Annotated in this window: 20 protein-coding genes; 11 read left to right on the top strand and 9 right to left on the bottom strand. The window is 50.1% G+C overall.

Annotation, left to right across the window (positions count from 1 at the left end; genetic code table 11):
• Positions 1 to 364: 364 nt before the first annotated feature.
• The 3 genes from recJ to xerD are packed head-to-tail and all read right to left on the bottom strand — an operon-like array spanning position 365 to position 3,803.
• Positions 365 to 2,104: a single-stranded-DNA-specific exonuclease RecJ gene (gene recJ, locus AC6R03_RS15020; RefSeq protein WP_500631479.1), complete on the bottom strand. Its 1,740-nt coding sequence runs from the start codon at positions 2,102 to 2,104 to the stop codon at positions 365 to 367.
• A 16-nt stretch (positions 2,105 to 2,120) separates the two neighbouring features.
• Entirely contained in the window at positions 2,121 to 2,867 is a 747-nt protein-coding gene (locus AC6R03_RS15015; RefSeq protein ID WP_500631478.1) for a thioredoxin fold domain-containing protein, read from the bottom strand.
• 39 nt (positions 2,868 to 2,906) lie between these two features.
• A complete protein-coding gene (gene xerD, locus AC6R03_RS15010; RefSeq protein WP_420378222.1) occupies positions 2,907 to 3,803 on the bottom strand; it encodes a site-specific tyrosine recombinase XerD in 897 nt (298 codons plus the stop codon).
• Between the two features lie 170 nt (positions 3,804 to 3,973).
• Here xerD and fldB point away from each other — a divergent pair, with 170 nt between their 5' ends.
• Entirely contained in the window at positions 3,974 to 4,495 is a 522-nt protein-coding gene (gene fldB, locus AC6R03_RS15005) for a flavodoxin FldB (protein ID WP_500629322.1), read from the top strand.
• On the opposite strand, the gene ampD is transcribed toward fldB, so the two are convergent.
• On the bottom strand, positions 4,487 to 5,086 hold the full coding sequence (gene ampD / locus AC6R03_RS15000; RefSeq protein WP_500631477.1) for a 1,6-anhydro-N-acetylmuramyl-L-alanine amidase AmpD: 600 nt from the start codon (positions 5,084 to 5,086) through the stop codon (positions 4,487 to 4,489). The genes fldB and ampD overlap by 9 nt on opposite strands.
• A 139-nt stretch (positions 5,087 to 5,225) precedes the next feature.
• Here ampD and nadC point away from each other — a divergent pair, with 139 nt between their 5' ends.
• From nadC to yacG, 8 genes are all read left to right on the top strand, one after another.
• Positions 5,226 to 6,137: a carboxylating nicotinate-nucleotide diphosphorylase gene (nadC, locus tag AC6R03_RS14995; protein ID WP_487902118.1), complete on the top strand. Its 912-nt coding sequence runs from the start codon at positions 5,226 to 5,228 to the stop codon at positions 6,135 to 6,137.
• Positions 6,138 to 6,476: 339 nt separating this feature from the next.
• Positions 6,477 to 6,941, top strand: coding sequence for a pilin (locus tag AC6R03_RS14990; RefSeq protein WP_487902119.1), 465 nt, complete (start codon positions 6,477 to 6,479; stop codon positions 6,939 to 6,941).
• A complete protein-coding gene (gene pilB, locus AC6R03_RS14985) occupies positions 6,941 to 8,626 on the top strand; it encodes a type IV-A pilus assembly ATPase PilB (RefSeq protein WP_500631476.1) in 1,686 nt (561 codons plus the stop codon). Before AC6R03_RS14990 ends, pilB begins: the two co-directional genes overlap by 1 nt.
• Before the next feature lie 36 nt (positions 8,627 to 8,662).
• Positions 8,663 to 9,889, top strand: coding sequence for a type II secretion system F family protein (locus AC6R03_RS14980; protein ID WP_500631475.1), 1,227 nt, complete (start codon positions 8,663 to 8,665; stop codon positions 9,887 to 9,889).
• 38 nt (positions 9,890 to 9,927) lie between these two features.
• Positions 9,928 to 10,797 (top strand): prepilin peptidase, encoded by an 870-nt coding sequence (locus tag AC6R03_RS14975; protein ID WP_500631485.1) that lies wholly within the window; start codon positions 9,928 to 9,930, stop codon positions 10,795 to 10,797.
• A 1-nt stretch (position 10,798) separates the two neighbouring features.
• Positions 10,799 to 11,407 carry a dephospho-CoA kinase gene (gene coaE / locus AC6R03_RS14970; protein ID WP_500631474.1) on the top strand — a complete coding sequence of 203 codons (609 nt, stop codon included), beginning with the start codon at positions 10,799 to 10,801 and terminating at the stop codon, positions 11,405 to 11,407.
• Between the two features lie 34 nt (positions 11,408 to 11,441).
• Positions 11,442 to 12,182: a cell division protein ZapD gene (zapD, locus tag AC6R03_RS14965; RefSeq protein ID WP_500631473.1), complete on the top strand. Its 741-nt coding sequence runs from the start codon at positions 11,442 to 11,444 to the stop codon at positions 12,180 to 12,182.
• A 114-nt stretch (positions 12,183 to 12,296) separates the two neighbouring features.
• A complete protein-coding gene (yacG, locus tag AC6R03_RS14960) occupies positions 12,297 to 12,494 on the top strand; it encodes a DNA gyrase inhibitor YacG (protein WP_334553876.1) in 198 nt (65 codons plus the stop codon).
• 88 nt (positions 12,495 to 12,582) lie between these two features.
• Here yacG and rplS read toward each other — a convergent pair whose 3' ends face one another.
• The 5 genes from rplS to ffh form a co-directional block, all read right to left on the bottom strand.
• Positions 12,583 to 12,936 carry a 50S ribosomal protein L19 gene (rplS, locus tag AC6R03_RS14955; protein ID WP_045977783.1) on the bottom strand — a complete coding sequence of 118 codons (354 nt, stop codon included), beginning with the start codon at positions 12,934 to 12,936 and terminating at the stop codon, positions 12,583 to 12,585.
• A gap of 41 nt (positions 12,937 to 12,977) precedes the next feature.
• Positions 12,978 to 13,721, bottom strand: a complete 744-nt coding sequence (gene trmD, locus AC6R03_RS14950) for a tRNA (guanosine(37)-N1)-methyltransferase TrmD (RefSeq protein WP_487902124.1) — start codon at positions 13,719 to 13,721, stop codon at positions 12,978 to 12,980.
• A 25-nt stretch (positions 13,722 to 13,746) separates the two neighbouring features.
• Positions 13,747 to 14,295 (bottom strand): ribosome maturation factor RimM, encoded by a 549-nt coding sequence (gene rimM / locus AC6R03_RS14945; RefSeq protein WP_334553869.1) that lies wholly within the window; start codon positions 14,293 to 14,295, stop codon positions 13,747 to 13,749.
• Between the two features lie 28 nt (positions 14,296 to 14,323).
• Positions 14,324 to 14,572, bottom strand: coding sequence for a 30S ribosomal protein S16 (gene rpsP / locus AC6R03_RS14940; RefSeq protein WP_021705764.1), 249 nt, complete (start codon positions 14,570 to 14,572; stop codon positions 14,324 to 14,326).
• A 277-nt stretch (positions 14,573 to 14,849) separates the two neighbouring features.
• Positions 14,850 to 16,229 (bottom strand): signal recognition particle protein, encoded by a 1,380-nt coding sequence (ffh, locus tag AC6R03_RS14935; protein ID WP_487902126.1) that lies wholly within the window; start codon positions 16,227 to 16,229, stop codon positions 14,850 to 14,852.
• 212 nt (positions 16,230 to 16,441) lie between these two features.
• On the opposite strand from ffh, the gene AC6R03_RS14930 reads away from it, so the two are divergent.
• Positions 16,442 to 17,236 carry a cytochrome C assembly family protein gene (locus AC6R03_RS14930; protein ID WP_500631472.1) on the top strand — a complete coding sequence of 265 codons (795 nt, stop codon included), beginning with the start codon at positions 16,442 to 16,444 and terminating at the stop codon, positions 17,234 to 17,236.
• Between the two features lie 51 nt (positions 17,237 to 17,287).
• On the top strand, positions 17,288 to 18,440 hold a 1,153-nt coding region (locus AC6R03_RS14925), incomplete at its 3' end, for an HlyC/CorC family transporter (RefSeq protein WP_500653672.1).

Raw genomic sequence — 18,440 nt, 5'->3', positions numbered from 1 at the left:
TCATAATTAAAACATCAATCAAATTGGTATGACCAATTACAAAAGAGAAACAGATGGGGCAGAAACGTGCCACGCATCACACTTTACTTGGTTGAGTCATCATACAAATGAAACGAAGCGAATAACATCAAAGCATAGTCTATCCACCGTCGATACCTTGGTCAGATGACATTTTTCTGAATTCAACCGCGATTTTTCTGAAAACAGGGTAACGGATCCCGATCGCATTCCCTGGTCAGACCTGAAAAGTCTCACCTCAAAACTCTCGTCTCTAAACTCTCTCCTCAAAAAACGAAACAAAAAACGCCAAGCATTTCTGCTTGGCGCGGTATCAATGAGGGAGTCTATTAGATGTAGAGAGCGTTCATCTCGCTTCAATATAATCGACCATCAGCTGCAAAGACTGATTGCCCCGAAACTCATTAATATCGAGGCGATAAGCCAGATGGACAGTCTTGGCGCTCGCATCCGGCCAGCGTCTCAAGTCGACATTAAACGCGATCGCATCCATCGTCAGCCCGGTTGGGTGGCCACGATAGAGTGGCTCTAACATCAGCTTTAAGTGCTTCTCGGCCACCAGCTTTTGGTGCAGCACCATAAACTCGCCGTCAAAAATCGGCTCTGGAAACGCTTGCCCCCAAGGCCCACCACTGCGAAGCACGTGCGCGGTATGCATGGAAAACTCTTCTGGGCGCAGCTCGCCATCGGACAAGATCACCCCTTTGAGCGCCGCTTCATCCAACTCTTGTTCCACCGTTTGGTTAAACAAGGTCGCAAAGCGTTCAAAATGTTTCTCCATGATGGTTAAACCGGCAGCCATCGCATGGCCGCCAAATTTTTTAATCAGCCCCGGATGTTGCGTATCGATACGATCGAGCGCATCACGCATGTGTAAACCTGGTATCGAGCGACAAGAGCCTTTAATCGCGCCATCACCGCCATCGGCAAACGCAATGACAGGGCGATGAAATTGCTCTTTGATGCGCGAGGCCAGAATCCCGATCACCCCTTGGTGCCAATCGCGTTGAAACAGCACCAGTCCATAGGGAAGCTGGCTCCCTTCACCAAACTGCAACCGCTCACAAAACGCCATCGCCTCTTGCTTCATACCCTCTTCAATCTCTTTGCGCGTTTGATTCAGCCCATCAAGTTCAGAAGCCATGCGCCTTGCGGCGTGGATGTTGTTGCTCATCAGCAGTTCAACCCCAAACGACATATCGTCCAGTCGACCGGCGGCGTTGATTCTTGGCCCCAAGGCAAAACCAAAATCTGCGGCAACGAGACGCTTTGCATCGCGCTTCGCCACTTCAATCAACGCTTGAATACCTGGCCTTGCTTTGCCCGCACGGATGCGTTGCAGCCCTTGATGCACCAAAATGCGGTTGTTCTCATCTAGAGGCACCACGTCTGCGACCGTGCCCAGCGCCACAAGATCTATCAGCTCCATCAGTTTGGGCTCCGCCATACCTTGCTCAGCAAACCATCCCGCTTTTCGCATATGGACGCACAGCGCCATCATCAAATAAAAAGCGACACCGACACCGGCCAGCGCCTTAGACGGAAACGCGCACTCGTCGAGATTTGGATTGACCATCGCATCGACCTCAGGCAATTCATGGCCAGGTAGGTGGTGATCTGTGACCAACACCGTAAGCCCTTGCTGCTTGGCATAGCGCACGCCCTCAATCGATGACACGCCATTATCGACGGTCATGATCACTTGCGCGCCCAGTTCGATCGCTTGATCGACCACTTCCGGGCTAAGGCCGTAGCCGTCTTCAAATCGATTCGGCACCAAATAGTCAACATTGCTCGATCCCAGCATCCGCAGTGCCAGTACAGACAACGCAGAGCTGGTCGCGCCATCGGCATCAAAATCGCCCACCACTATGATGCGCTGATTGAGGCGAATCGCCTCAAACAACAAACTCACCGCGGCCTCAATACCATGCAATTTCTGGTAAGAGTGCAAAGCTCTTGCGGTTGTCTCCAACTGCTCAACACTTTGAATACCACGGTTGATGTAGATGCGGCGCAGCAGCGGATCGATACTCTCAGGCAATAGGGTAATGTCTGCCTCAGGACGACGTTGAATCTCTATCATCGCTCATTCCTGCTCATTATTGGATTTGCTCTAAACGCTCGAGCAAATCGCGGGGTGGTAGGTATCCCCCCACCATGTCGCCATTGGGCAGAAAGATCGCTGGTGTGCCACGAATGCCTAGCTCGCGCCCAAGCGCATAATGCTGGCTAATGATCTGCTGGTATTTGGCAAAGTCTTCCCCTGGCTCAGGGATCTCACGTCGGGTTTTCCCGTCAGACATGGCTTGCTGAGGATCGCTTGCGCCCCAAATGGCCGCCATCTGATCGGCGGTGCCCCCCGTTGCGCCCTGTCTTGGAAACGCCATGTAGCGCACGGTGATGCCCAGCTTGTTATAGTCTTGCATTTGGCTGTGCAGACGCACACAGTAACCACAGGTAATGTCGGTAAAGACGGTCACCACATACTGTTCGTTGTCGGCTTTGAACGGAATCATGGTCTGTTTGAAAGCGTCGATTTTTGCCGCATTAATCGGAGCTTGTCGCTTCGCCAGTACATCTTCATACTGACCATTGCTGTCTAACTTGTACAAGGTGCCCGCCATAAAGTACTCACCATCAGGCGTCGCAAACAAGATGGCGCCATTGGTTTGCACTTCTAATAAGCCATCAATCTCAGCAGGGACAACATCTTGCACTTCCAGCCCAAGCTGATTAAAACGCGCTTCAATCTGCGCTTTATCGAAAGCCGGCTCTGTTGCAGCACTGGCTTGCGCCGTCAACAGTAGTGGCAGTGTCAGTAGAGTGATACGGCGTAATACGCTCATTCAATTCACCTTTCTTGTCTTGTGGTTCAAAGTGCCTAATCAGGCTCTTGGATGATGCTCACTGTGGAGCTGTTTCAATCGTTCGGTCGCAACGTGGGTATAGATTTGGGTGGTGGATAAATCACTGTGCCCGAGGAGCATCTGCACCACGCGCAAATCCGCGCCGTAGTTTAATAGGTGCGTCGCAAACGCGTGGCGCAATACGTGCGGCGACAACTGCTCGGTATCGATGCCCGCTCTCACCGCATAATGTTTGATACGATGCCAAAAGGTTTGACGCGTCATTTGCCTCGCCCTTTTGCTCGGAAAAACCACATCAGAGGTAGTGTCACCCAATAATTCAGACCGGCCTTGTTTGAGAAAAGTTTCCGTCCAGTCGACGGCATTTTCGCCCATCGGCACCAAACGCTCTTTGCCGCCTTTACCGATCACCCGCACCACGCCTTGGCGCAAGCTGATGTTTTCCATCGTTAAGCTCACCAATTCCGTCACACGAAGCCCGGTGGCGTATAAAAGCTCTAGCATTGCTTTATCTCGAAGCTCCATCGCGTCATTGACGTCCGGCGCATCGAGCAGCGCATCGACCTGCGCCTCAGAGAGGTCTTTCGGTAAGCGTTTAGGCAATTTAGGGCTTAGCAGCAAGGCACTCGGATCGTCAGCCCGTATCTTTTCACGGTGCAGGTACTGAAACAAGCGACGGATGGCCGACAACATGCGCGCACGCGACGTCTGCTTATAGCCTTGGTCCATCAACCAACTTTGATAATCCTGCAACCCTGAGAGGCTAATAAAACTGAGCCGATAGTTGTGCTCACTCATCCAGCTCAGCAGTTTAAACAGATCATTGCGATACGAGGCCAAAGTATTTTCCGATAACCCGCGCTCCATCCACATGGTATCTAAAAACTGCTCAATGATTCCTTGGTCCGGAGTCAACACCTGCGACACACTTACTCTCTCACGTTGATGCTTAATGGCTTTCAATGTAAGTGCCTCGCTAGAAGAAAGCCATAAAAAATCACCGTTGAGGAGGATATTCGCTGCAAAGCTCGCCATTTTGTGGTTAGAATTCGCGGTATGCACACCAATCAAGATGGAAACCAATGATGAAAATCGGCCTGTTTTACGGTTCTACGACGTGTTACACAGAGATGGCAGCAGAGAAAATGCGCGCGATCATCGGGGAAGACTTACTCGACATCCACAATGTCAAAGAGTCCGACCTCTCGCAGATGGCCGACTACGATTTACTGATTTTAGGCATTTCCACTTGGGATTTTGGCGAGATTCAAGAAGACTGGAACGCGATTTGGCAACAAGTACCAACGGTGGATCTCAGCGGCAAAACCGTGGCGTTGTTTGGCCTTGGTGACCAAGAAGGCTATGGCGAGTGGTACCTTGACGCTATGGGCTTACTGCACGATGAAATCGTCAAGACCGGCGCCAATCTGATTGGTTACTGGCCCAATGATGAGCAGTACGAATTTGAAGCCTCGAAAGCGCTCACCGAAGATGGCCAGTTCTTTGTCGGTCTTGCGCTCGATGAAGATTCTCAATACGAACTGAGCGATGAGCGCATTGCGACCTGGGTGGAACAAGTGCTTACTGAGTACCAAGAGTCACTCTAAAACGAACGCACTCTCTGACTTCGCGCACTCTTCGCCGGCGCGATTCACCGGCGTTATTAAGCGTCGAAAACGCGGCCAATCAAACACCAAGCCTGGGTCGGTTTTGCGCAGCGGCGCGATGTACTGATGCCCCGTCACCCGCGAGACGTTGAGCTGCGGGTAGGCGCTCATTAACTCTAGACTTAATGTGGCCAGCGCTTGGTACTGCTTTGGCGTATAGGCGATGGTGTCTGTGCCTTCCAGTTCGATACCAATCGAGTAATCGTTGCAGCGGCTGCGACCTGCAAAACTCGACGCGCCCGCATGCCAAGCACGATCATCAAACGATACAAATTGCACTACCTCACCATCACGGCGAATCAAGCAGTGCGCCGAGACGCCCATTTTATGGATGACCGAAAAAAACGGATGTGCGTTAGGATCGAGCGTTCCACTAAAAAACTGCTCGATATAGGGGCCGCCAAATTGGCCCGGTGGCAAACTGATGTTGTGCACCACCAGCAAAGAGATCGTCTCACCTTGTGGTCTTTGATCAAAAAACGGTGAGGGCACATGACGCGCCGCTTGATACCACCCTTGGTTATCTATCATGTTGTTATACGACTCGGAACTCAAACATAGCCTGGCTAGAGTCTATCTCGCCTGAGATAAAATGCGAGAATAATGGCTGAATTTCATGCTCAGTCAGCGTATCATGCCCCACTCTGTTCAACTGCGTATTAGATTTGCGATGAAAAACACACACAATAGCCAAGAACGTCTTGAATATTTGAAGCAGCAACTTCCGCTAGAGATCACGCGAGCGGTGGCCGACGCGCTGAAAGAAGATCTCGGTGGCACTTTGGATCCCGCAGCCGACATTACCGCGGCTCTGATACCTGCAGATGCACAGAACCAAGCCACCTTAATCACCCGCGAACACGGTGTGTTCTGTGGTAAGGCGTGGGCAGAAGAAGTCTTCAAGCAGCTTGCCGAGCAGCCCGGTGGCAGCCCAGTGACGATTGAATGGAACGTCGACGATGGTGACACCGTGGAGCCCAACCAAGTGCTGTGCACCTTAACGGGTTCATCACGCATGCTGCTGACCGGCGAGCGTAACGCGATGAACTTTATCCAAACGCTGTCTGGCTGCGCGAGTACCGTGGCGCAATACGCCAAACAGCTGCAAGGCACTGACTGTCGCTTGCTTGATACGCGCAAAACCATTCCTGGCCTTCGCAGCGCACTGAAATACGCCGTGGCGTGCGGTGGCGGCTTTAACCACCGCATCGGTGTGTTTGATGCCTACCTCATCAAGGAAAACCACATCATTGCCAATGGCGGCATCACGCCAACCATTCAGATGGCCAAGAGTCTGAACCCGGGCAAACCTGTGGAAGTGGAAACCGAAAGCTTGCAAGAGCTGCAAGAGGCAATTGATGCTGGCGCGGACATCATCATGCTCGACAACTTCACTACAGAGATGATGCGTGAAGCGGTGAAAATCAATGCGGGTCGCGCTGCACTTGAGAACTCAGGCAATGTCACGCTTGAGACCATCCGCGAGTTTGCAGAGACCGGTGTGGATTACATCTCCGTCGGCGCTTTGACCAAACACCTTAAAGCGCTCGATCTCTCTATGCGTTTTAAAGAGGCGTTTTAAAGCCGTGTTTTGAAGCAGTGTTTTCGCGCTACCGACTGGCTGTGCTTTCAGTAAAGAACGCCATTGACTAAAAAAATGGAAGAAAGATCTTATTTTTCAAACAGTAAATGGAGGCCTCGCGTCTCCATTTACTGTTTTTTCCTGACGTAAAAGCCTCTCGACTCTCATAAAGTTTTGTCCTCGCTCGAAGTAATTTGCCGTGTAAATGAAATCAAGTCGTATTTTTTCCTAATTGACTCGGAAAGCGCTGCGCCACCATTTCCACAAGTTTCATAGCCCTTCTATGCTCTCCCCATCAACAAACACCGCGGTGCCTCAAGCACCCAAATGGAGAGTTCTATGCAAACCAAACCACGTCGCCAGCAAGCTGGTTTTACTTTAATTGAATTGATGATCGTAGTGGCGATTATTGGGATTTTGTCAGCTTTTGCCGTACCTGCTTATCAAAACTATACAAAAAAAGCGACATTATCAGAGTTTCCCAAAGCCGCTGCTGCGATAAAGTTGGCAGTCGAATTGTGTTCACATGAGATTGCATCCGATGCTAGTTCATTCGAAGATGACTGCATCACTTCCGCTGGAAATGTACCTAGTGCAGCACTAAACAGTATCGATATAGATGCTCAACAAGCCGCTTCAGGTGGGGTCAATGTTATAGCTACAGCGGCAGCAGCGAAAGGCCCAATAGCTTCTGGAGAAACATATGTCATGCACGCCGAATACCAAACAAGTGGTTTAGTGTGGACAAAGAGTTGCTACAAAGATGCAGGGTTAGCAACAGTACAAACAGACTACTGCCCATAATGCTCACCAACCTCCCCTCAATCCTGCGTCAAGCCAAGTTGCTTGACGCAGCGCAAGAGATACAAGTGCTGGAGCATGTGCAAGCGTCAGGGGGCTCCGTCCCTGACGCTTTGCACGATCTGGCCATTATTAACCATACCCAATTGACTGAGCATCTCAGTCAGCTGTTTGGGCTCAACGTCATCGACCTGTCGCAAACGCCCTACGCTGAGCTGTGCCAAACCCTTGGCTTACGTGAGCTCATCACTCGCTTGCAAGCGCTGCCCGTTGGCAAAACCGCTTGTTCACTCAGTGTTGCAGTATCAGACCCTACCCACCTTGATGTCGAAGAAGAGTTTCGTTTTGCTACCGGTCTGCAAGTCGAGTTGGTGCTGGCCGATGCGAAAGCGCTGCAAGGGGCCATTCGCCGTTTGTATGGGCGCGCGATCGCTGGCGAGCAAAACAGCAACAAAGAGATAAACGAGCAAGAGCTGGCCAACCTTGTGGATGTCAGTGATGACGAAGTGGGTAGCATTGAAGATCTGAGTCAAGATGATGCGCCAGTCAGTCGTTACATTAACCAAATCCTGCTCGATGCGGTGCGCAAGGGCGCATCAGATATCCATTTTGAGCCCTATGAAGAGACCTTTCGCGTTCGGCTACGCTGTGATGGCATCTTAATTGAAACTCAACAGCCCGCCCATCACCTCAGTCGCCGTTTATCAGCGCGCATTAAAATCCTAGCCAAATTGGATATTGCCGAGCGCCGTCTGCCACAAGATGGACGTATCAAGCTCAGGCTCAGCCAAGAGACCGCGATCGATATGCGCGTCTCGACGTTGCCAACCTTATGGGGCGAAAAAATCGTATTGCGCCTTCTCGACAGCAGCGAAGCGAATCTGAACATCGATAAGCTCGGTTATAACGAGCAGCAAAAAACGCTTTACCTCAATGCGCTAAAAAAGCCTCAGGGGCTGATTTTAATGACTGGACCAACAGGGAGCGGTAAGACGGTCTCCCTCTATACCGGGCTCAACATTCTCAACACCTCGCAAGTCAACATCGCCACCGCTGAAGATCCGGTGGAGATCAACTTACCTGGGATCAATCAGGTTCAGATGCAACCGCAAATTGGACTCGATTTCGCCAGTGCACTGCGCGCCTTTCTCCGCCAAGATCCCGACATCGTGATGGTCGGCGAAATACGCGACCTTGATACTGCCGAAATTGCCGTCAAAGCGGCGCAAACCGGCCACCTGGTGCTCTCGACCCTGCACACCAACTCCGCCGCCGAGAGCGTTGTGCGCCTTAGCAGCATGGGCATAGCGCCTTTTAATGTCGCCTCGTCACTGAGCCTAATTATTGCCCAGCGATTGGCGCGTCGCCTGTGCCCTCACTGCAAACAGCCTGAGCCGCGCGCTCAGCACTACTGCCAGCAACTTGGCATCTCAGTTGCGCCACTTTTTACCGCGAACCTCGATGGCTGCCCAGAGTGCAACGCCGGCTACTCAGGCCGAGTAGGTCTATACGAAGTGATGAACGTGGATGAAACGCTGGCGAGTGCCATCGCCGATGGGGCGACCATCGCCGGTATCGAGCAACTGGCGCGGTCACAAGGCATGCAAACGCTCAAAGAGTCCGGCATAGAGAAAATGCTCAGTGGCATCACCAGTTATCAAGAGCTGCAACGCGTGCTCTACCTTTAATCCCTTGTTTATTTCGATACCCTATAGGAGTTCTTGATGCCCATCCAAAAACAAGCACAACTGAAAAACTACCGCTGGAAAGGCCTCAATAGTTCAGGGAAGAAAGTCTCCGGTCAATATCTCGCTTTAACCGAGAGCGAGGTGCGTGACAAACTGAAAGCGCAGCATATTAAAGTTAAAAAGATCAAAAAACGCAGTGTCTCCGCCATAACCCGCGCAACGCAGCGCATCAAGGGCAAAGACATCACCATCCTCACCCGTCAGCTGTCGACCATGCTCGCCACTGGCATTCCGATCATTCAGGCAATCAAGTTGGTGGGCGATAATCACAAGAAAGCCGAAATGAAATCAGTATTGGCACAAATCGGCAAAAGCATTGAAGCCGGTACGCCGATTTCAAAAGCGATGCGCAACGCCTCTAACCACTTTGATACCTTGTACATCGATATGGTCGCCACCGGAGAGCAAGCGGGCAACTTGCCACAAGTGTTTGAACGCCTTGCACTCTATCGTGAAAAATCGGAGCAGCTGCGCGCGAAAGTCATCAAGGCGCTGATCTACCCTGCGATGGTGGTGTTCACCGCGTTAGGGGTCTCCTACTTGATGCTCACAATGGTCATTCCTGAGTTTGAAAGCATGTTTCAGGGGTTTGGCGCCGAGCTGCCTTGGTTTACGCAACAGGTACTCCAACTGTCTCATCTCACCCAAACCTACAGCTTACCTGCGGCGCTCGGCTTGGGTATTTCAGCCATTGCGCTAAAAATCGCCAAACAAAAATCGGCCCGAATCAAACTGATATCGAGCCGGATAGGATTGAAAATGCCTGTGATTGGCGGTGTATTGACCAAAGCCTCTATCGCCAAGTTTAGTCGCACGCTTGCCACCAGCTTTAGCGCGGGCATTCCGATTCTCTCAAGTCTCAAAACCTCTGCGAAAACCGCCAACAACCTGCACTACCAAACCGCGATTGATAAGGTGTATGACGATACCGCCGCCGGAATGCCGATGTACATTGCGATGCGAAATACGCAGTCATTCCCCGAGATGGTACTGCAAATGGTGATGATCGGCGAAGAGTCGGGGCGACTTGATGATATGCTCAATAAAATCGCCACCATCTACGAGTTTGAAGTCGATAACACGGTCGATAACTTGGGCAAGATCCTCGAGCCACTGATCATTATTTTCCTTGGTGTGGTGGTGGGAGGATTGGTCGTGGCTATGTACCTGCCCATCTTTAACTTAATGAGTGTATTAGGATAAGATGAGCACTCTATTGATTGGATAAGGCACTTCTCTTGATTGCGCTGTTTGAGTACTACCCTTGGCTTTTTCCTACGCTGGCAGGCGTGTTTGGCTTAATTATTGGCAGCTTCCTTAACGTGGTGATCCACCGCCTACCCATCATTATGGAGCGAGAGTGGCGAAGCGAGTGCGCTGAGAGCTTCCCTGAGTACAAGATTGCGCCCCCCGAAGGCACCTATAATCTCAGCATTCCCCGTTCGACATGCCCAAAATGCGACTCACCACTGCGCCTTATCGATAATATTCCGGTGGTCAGCTGGCTGATGCTGCGGGGGCAATGTGCTCATTGCCAAGCCCCCATCAGTGCGCGTTACCCCTTAATTGAACTGCTGTCGGCAGGCCTATCTGTACTGGTTGCCTGGCAATTTGGCTTCTCAGCGATGAGCCTCGCGCTGCTGCTGTTCACCTTTGCTCTTATCTGCGCGACTTTTATTGACCTCGACACCATGCTACTGCCCGATCAGTTGACGTTACCACTGGTGTGGGCGGGGTTGGCACTGGCGCTATTGAACATCAGCCCCATCTCACTTGAGGATGCTGTCATTGGCGCGATGGCCGGTTACTTGGCCCTATGGAGCGTCTATTGGCTGTTTAAGTTAGTCACTGGCAAAGAGGGCATGGGCTATGGCGATTTTAAACTGCTCGCCGCCCTTGGCGCATGGCTAGGCTGGCAAGCACTTCCGATGATCATCTTGCTTTCGTCTGTGGTTGGTTTGCTGTTTGGCTTGATTCAACTCAGGCTCAAGCAGCAAGGTATCGACAAAGCCTTTCCCTTTGGCCCTTATCTCGCGATCGCTGGCTTTATCAGCATGATGTGGGGCGATGGTCTACTTCACTGGTATCTGACGGAGATGGTAGGAATCTAATATGGCGTTGATCGTTGGATTAACAGGTGGCATTGCCAGTGGCAAAACCACCGTCGCAAACCTATTTCAGCAACACTTTGCCATCGATATTGTCGATGCCGATGTCGTGGCGCGCGAAGTGGTGGAACCGGGCAGTGAGGGGTTAAAAGCCATCTCCGAGCGCTACGGCGCATCGATGTTGCAAGCCGATGGTAGCTTGAATCGAGCCGCACTGCGCGAGGCCATCTTTTCCGATCCCAAAGAGAAAACCTGGCTGGATAACCTGCTCCATCCGATGATTCGTCAAAAGATGCTCGCCGAGCTTGAGCAGGTCACCTCACCCTATGCGCTGCTTGTCATCCCTCTTATGGTGGAAAACAATCTCCAAGCACTTGCTCAGCGTGTCCTTGTGGTCGATGTAGCGCCAGAAATACAAATTGAGCGAACGATGGCTCGTGACAATGTCGACGAAAAACAAGCCCGTGCGATTCTCAGTGCGCAAGCAAGCCGAGAGGAACGTTTGGCGATTGCCGACGATGTGATTAAAAATGATGCAACAAACGAGAAACTTTTGCCTCAAATCACAGAATTGCATCAAAAGTTCCTAGAAATCTGTAGGGAAAATCTGTGAGAATAAAGGCAGTACAACCCAGAGCCATTGATCAATGACCACGCACTACTTCGAACACCCACTCAATGAGAAAACTCGCATTTATCTTCGCGTTGAAGCCTTGCTGACGCAGATGGATAAAGCGGCGCAGTTTGGTGACGAAATGCAGCATCTGATCTTCTTCCGCTCGCTGTTTGATCTGCTGGAAATCTTTGAGCAAATTCAGCTCAAAAGCGAGTTAGCCAAAGACATCGAAAAGCAGCGCCTTAGCTATCGAGCCTATTTCAATATCGATGGCGTTAATCTGGAAATGCTGCGCGCGGTATTGGATGAAATTGATGGCGTGCACAGCGAGCTGATGGCGGCGGAGCGTTTTGGCCAGAGCCTGAAAGAAGACCGCTTCTTAAGCGCCATTCGCCAACGCTTTAACCTGCCCGGCGGCTCATGCTGTTTTGACTTGCCTGCACTGCACCACTGGCTCCACCTTCCACTTGAGAAAAAACAAGCGGATGCGCAAAAGTGGTCCACCAACCTGGCCCCACTGACACAAGCGTTGAAACTGTGGCTGCGTCTTACGCGTGAAACCGGTCAACTGCGAGAGCGCCTTGCCAACAACGGCTTCTATCAGAGTGATGCGACAGAGGCCAACATTCTGCGTCTTGAAATCCCTCTAGAAACGGGCGTTTACCCGATGATCTCCGGGCATAAAAACCGTTTCGCCATCAAGTTCATCGACTTTGAATCTGGCCAAGCGAGCGCCTCGAGCATTCCATTTAAATTGGCCGTCTGCAGCTAATCTCACTCTTTGCCATCGGCATCGCTCACCCTTTGCTATCGGCATCCCGCTGTTTAATGAAGCGCGGCGCTAAGTTCGGTATACTGCGGCTAAACTCCGAAGAAATAGGAAAGCATGATGTCTAAGATTACCGTGGTTCCATGCCCACAGTGCGGCCAAAACGTCGAGTGGAGCGAAAAAAGCCCTCACCGCCCGTTTTGCAGTAAACAGTGTCAAATGATCGATTTCGGCGAGTGGGCCGATGAAGAAAACACCATTGCCGGTGCCCCCGATATGTCCGACAGTGATGGGTGGTCGGAAGATCAGTATTAAAGCGGTTCAATTCTCTCGGGATGATTAAGTACAAAAAAGCGGAGGCCAATTGGCCTCCGCTAATACTATGAGAACGCTAGTTATAGCATTACTTCTTAGCAAGTTTCTCTTTGATACGAGCTGACTTACCAGAACGCTCACGTAGGTAGTACAGTTTGGCACGACGTACTGCACCGCGGCGTTTAACTTCAATGCTATCAACCATTGGAGAGTGAGTTTGGAACGTACGCTCAACACCTTCACCGTTAGAAATCTTACGTACAGTGAATGCAGAGTGTAGACCACGGTTACGGATACCGATTACAACGCCTTCAAAAGCCTGTAGACGCTCACGGTCACCTTCTTTTACCTTAACTTGAACAACAACTGTGTCACCAGGTGCGAAGTTAGGTAGGTCTTTTTTCATTTGCTCTTCTTCAAGAGCTTTGATGATGTTACTCATTTTCAATATTCCTAGAATAAACTGATACTAAATTTAATAGGTTACTTAGCATGATGCTCTTTAATGAACTCAGCTAGTAGTAGTTCCTGTTCGTCAGTCAGAGCTAGGTTTTCCAGGAGCTCTGGTCTTCTAATCCAGGTACGGCCGAGCGACTGTTTCAGTCGCCAACGACGAATGTCCTTGTGGTTGCCAGATTTCAGTACCGCTGGTACCTCTTTTCCTTCCAACACTTCAGGACGGGTGTAATGAGGGCAATCCAACAAGCCATTGGCAAAAGAGTCTTCTTCTGCTGACGCAAAATCGCCCAGTACCCCCGGTACAAACCGAGAGACAGAGTCAATTAAGGTCATGGCTGGGATCTCTCCCCCTGTCATCACAAAGTCACCAATTGACCATTCTTCGTCAACTTCAGACTCAATGATGCGCTCATCTACCCCTTCGTAGCGACCGCAAATAAGAAGCAAGTTCTCATTGCTAGCCAGCTCTTCGACTCCCTGCTGATCGAGTTTTCGACCTTGAGGAGAGAGGTAAATCACCTTCGTCTTACCCGGTGAGGCCTGTTTGGCAGCATGAATGGCATCGCGCAATGGCTGCACCATCATTAACATACCTGGACCACCACCGTAGGGTCGATCATCGACAGTGCGATGCTTGTCGTGAGTGAAATCTCGAGGATTCCATGTCTCTACCGACAACAACCCTTTTTTAACCGCTTGACCTGTTACTCCGAACTCAGTAACGCTGCGGAACATTTCAGGAAACAGGCTAATTACGCCAACCCACATGCCCTAAAGCCTCATTACTTGGGAGTTAGAATCCAGGATCCCAGTCAACTTCGATCCGTTGAGCAGTGCGATCAACTTGAATGATCACTTGCTCTTCAAGGAACGGAATTAATCGTTCCTTTTGGCCAAAAGCATCTTTCAGATTTGCTTTGACTACCAAAACATCGTTTGAGCCGGTTTCGAGCATGTCCGTCACCACACCAAGGTCATAACCTTTTGTCGTCACTACTTGCATGCCAAACAATTCGCGCCAGTAGAATTCATCTTCTGACAATTCTGGTAATACTGCAGGGTCAATAGCAATTTCAAAGTTAGTCAACAGATGCGCGTCTTCGCGAACATCCAGACCTTCCAGCTTCACCACCATACCTTTGTTATGGCGCTTCCACGTTTCCACTTTGTACTCGACCCACTCCCCTTTATGGTTAACAAACCAAGGGTTGTAATCAAATAAGCTTTCAGCCTCGTCTGTGTAGGAAAAAACTTTAAGCCAACCACGAATGCCGTAAGTAGCACCAAACTTGCCTACAACAATCTTGTCATTGCTCATCGTTTCTTTACCTTTCATCGACATAAGCTAATTACTACTTATAGAGTAAGAATTAAGCCGCTTTTTGAGCGTCTTTAACTAGCTTAGCTACGCGGTCAGATAGAGACGCGCCTTGACCAACCCAGTGGTTAACGCGGTCTAGGTCTAGACGTAGACCTTCTTCTTGACCTTGAGCAGTAGGGTTAAAGAAACCTACTTTCTCGATGAAACGGCCAGTTGCAGAATTGCGGCTGTCCGCTACTACGATTTGATAAAATGGACGCTTCTTAGCGCCGTGACGTGCCAAACGAATGGTTACCATGTCGTCCTCTTTGCTTTCTCAAAAATAAAATTAACCCCAGAAACTATCTATCAGTAAACCGTTGTGGTCTATTACTAAACAGTTTGGGGTCTCGTGCCAAAATAAAGCTCCGGAATTTTACTCTTATTCCGACGTATTGCAAGGTCTTTAGCTATTTTTTCACCACCATAAAACCGAATTTAAGATTGTGACTTAGCTAACACCTTGAAAATAAAAAACCGAAAGGCTTAGCACCGCGGCTAAGCCTTGTATAGAGCGAAACGGACTGGTGTTTCAGTTAACGACCAAACGGGTTGAAGCCGCCGCCTCCCATTCCGCCCATCATGCCTTGCATGTTACGCATCATGCCTTTCATGCCACCCTTTTGCATTTTCTTCATCATCTTCTGCATTTGGGTAAACTGCTTAAGCAAGCGGTTCACATCTTGCACTTGCACACCAGAACCGGCAGCAATGCGTTTCTTGCGCGAACCTTTAATAATGTCTGGACGTTGACGCTCTTTCATGGTCATCGAGTTAATGATCGCTTCCATCTGCTTAAACATCTTGTCGTCAACTTTGTCTTTGACATTGTCTGGCAAGTTACTCATACCTGGCAACTTGTCCATCATCCCCATCATGCCGCCCATGTTTTGCATCTGACCAAGCTGTTCACGGAAGTCTTCCAAATCGAAGCCTTTCTTCTCTTTGAATTTCTTCGCCAGTTTCTCGGCTTTCTCATGATCGACATTGCGCTGCAAGTCTTCAATCAGAGAGAGAACATCACCCATTCCCAAAATACGCGAGGCGACGCGATCAGGGTGGAACGGCTCTAGCGCGTCGGTTTTCTCACCCACACCCAAGAACTTGATCGGTTTCCCTGTAATGTGACGCACCGACAGCGCAGCACCACCCCGAGCATCACCATCCACTTTGGTCAGGATAACCCCGGTCAGCGGTAGCGCTTCTCCAAAGGCTTTCGCGGTATTCGCCGCATCTTGACCTGTCATCGCGTCAACAACAAACAGCGTTTCCACAGGATTAATCGCACTATGAAGCTGCTGGATTTCGCCCATCATTTGCTCATCAATCGCTAAACGACCCGCGGTATCGACCACTAACACATCGTAGAATTTCTTCTTCGCGTGATCGATGGCGGCATTGGCAATATCAATCGGCTTTTGATCAGCGCTCGATGGGAAAAAGTCAACACCGATGTCTTGCGCTAGGGTTTCTAGCTGTTTGATCGCCGCTGGGCGATACACGTCAGCAGACACGACCAAGACTTTCTTCTTGTCTTTTTCCTTAAGGAATTTAGACAGCTTACCCACAGAGGTGGTTTTACCCGCACCCTGCAGACCGGCCATCAAAATCACCGCAGGTGGCTGAGCCGCGAGGTTTAGTGCCTCATTGGACTCGCCCATGACGGCTTCCAGTTCACCTTGAACAATTTTGATGAACTCTTGCCCTGGCGTGAGCGATTTGGAGACCTCTACGCCCACTGCCGCTTCTTTCACTCGCTTGATAAAATCGCGAACGACAGGCAGTGCAACGTCAGCCTCGAGCAACGCCATGCGGACTTCACGCAGCGTTTCTTTTATGTTGTCTTCGGTCAGACGACCTTTACCGCTGATGTTCTTCAGCGTTCTGGATAAACGATCCGTTAAATTCTCAAACATCTTAGTCTCTTTACACTGAGTGGCTTGCGTAGACGACGCCACTACCTAAAATTGAGCGACAATTACTAAGAGTATACCTTAGCCAAGTGGCGCTTTGCACGGTTGCGTGATGATTTGATCTCTCAACTCGAATAAATGACACAGATAAGTCATGGCTCAAGCCGTTGATGCAGGGTATAATTTGTTAAAAATCCACCACCACCAAGAGAAGAATGGACAACTTAATTGCCGTAGCCGCTGCCGTGCTGTATCTGCTCGCAATTGCGACTATCGTTCCGGGACTGGTTCACCAAACCGGTATCCGCTCAAAAACCGTGTTGATCAGTGCGTCTCTGGCACTGGTTTTTCACGCGTGGCTATTAAGCGATCTGATCATTGAAGCCTCGGGGCAAAACTTAAGCATTCTCAATGTCGCCTCTCTCATCAGCTTCATTATTTCTTTGGTAATGAGTGCGTCGATGCTCAAAACACGACTGTGGTTTTTGTTGCCTGTCGTGTATAGCTTTTCCGCCATCAATTTAAGCGCTGCGGCGTTTCTCCCTAGCACTTTCATTACTCATTTAGAGCAAGACCCTAAACTGCTGATCCACATCTCTCTTGCGCTGTTTTCCTACTCGACTCTCAGTATCGGCGCTCTGTACGCTCTACAACTGGCTTGGTTGGATCACAAGCTCAAAGCGAAGAAAGCACTGGCGATTAACCCAAACCTTCCTCCTTTAATGATGGTGGAACGTCAGCTTTTCAACATCATCATGGTGGGCACCTTACTCCTCACCGGAACATTAATCACTGGATTTGTCTTTGTTCAGGACATGTTCGCCCAAGGAAAAGCCCATAAAGCGATTCTCTCTTTCATCGCTTGGGTTGTGTACAGCGTGCTGTTATGGGGCCACTTCCATAAAGGTTGGCGCGGACGCAAAGTCACTTGGTTCGCCGTTGCCGGTGCAACCCTGTTGACGCTCGCCTATTTTGGCAGTCGCTTCGTTCGTGAAGTGATATTGACTTAGCCGCAACACTGGGCGATAAATTAATCAAACATAACAAGGAATCATTAAGCTTTGGACGACATATCAACGGGTATCTTATTTGCGCTACTCGCGTGTCTGATTGTAATTTCAGGATATTTCTCCGGTTCAGAAACAGGGATGATGTCTCTCAACCGATACCGCTTAAAGCACCTCGCGAACAATGGCCATAAAGGCGCTAAGCGCGTAGAAAAGCTGCTCGATAGGCCCGATCGTTTGATCGGTTTGATTCTGATTGGTAACAACTTAGTCAATATTCTAGCCTCCGCCATCGCCACCATCATTGGTATGCGTCTATACGGAGATTTAGGGGTGGCTATCGCCACCGGTGCTCTGACGCTTGTGGTGCTGGTTTTTGCCGAAGTCACGCCGAAAACCCTCGCAGCGCTCTACCCAGAAAAAGTCTCTTACACCAGCAGTATCTTGCTTGGTATTTTAATGAAGCTCCTCTCGCCGCTGGTGCTGTTCGTTAACCTCATCACTAATGGTTTTATCCGCTTACTTGGGATTAAAGTCGACCACAATGGCGAAGATCACCTGAGCTCGGAAGAACTGCGCACCGTGGTGAACGAAGCGGGCAGCCTGATCCCAAGACGCCACCAAGATATGTTGATCTCCATTCTCGATTTAGAGCATGTGACGGTGAATGACATCATGGTGCCGAGAAACGAAATCACCGGCATTGATATCAACGACGATTGGAAATCGATTGTGCGTCAATTGTCTCACTCACCGCACGGGCGCGTGGTGCTGTATCGCGGTCAAATTGACGAAGTGGTGGGCATGCTGCGTTTGCGTGAGTCGTATCGCTTGATGCTAGAGAAAAACGAGTCGACCAAAGAGACCCTGCTACGCGCTGCCGATGAAGTCTACTTTATCCCAGAAGGCACGCCACTCAACGTCCAACTGCTTAAGTTCCAGCGCAACAAAGAGCGGATTGGTCTGATTGTTGATGAGTATGGCGACATCATAGGTCTCATTACGTTGGAAGATATTTTGGAAGAGATCGTCGGTGAGTTCACCACTTCTATCACGCCAAGTTTGTCGGATGAGATTACCCCACAACGTGATGGCAGTTTCTTGATTGAGGGCAGCGCCAACATCCGCGATATCAATAAAGGTCTCAAATGGGACTTCCCTACCGATGGCCCAAGAACCCTAAACGGTTTGATTCTCGAGCATCTTG

Source organism: Vibrio sp. R10-SG-ISO4, from assembly GCF_059834135.1.
Note: the sequence above shows the minus strand (reverse complement) of the source record. Positions and strands in the feature narration are given on the sequence as shown.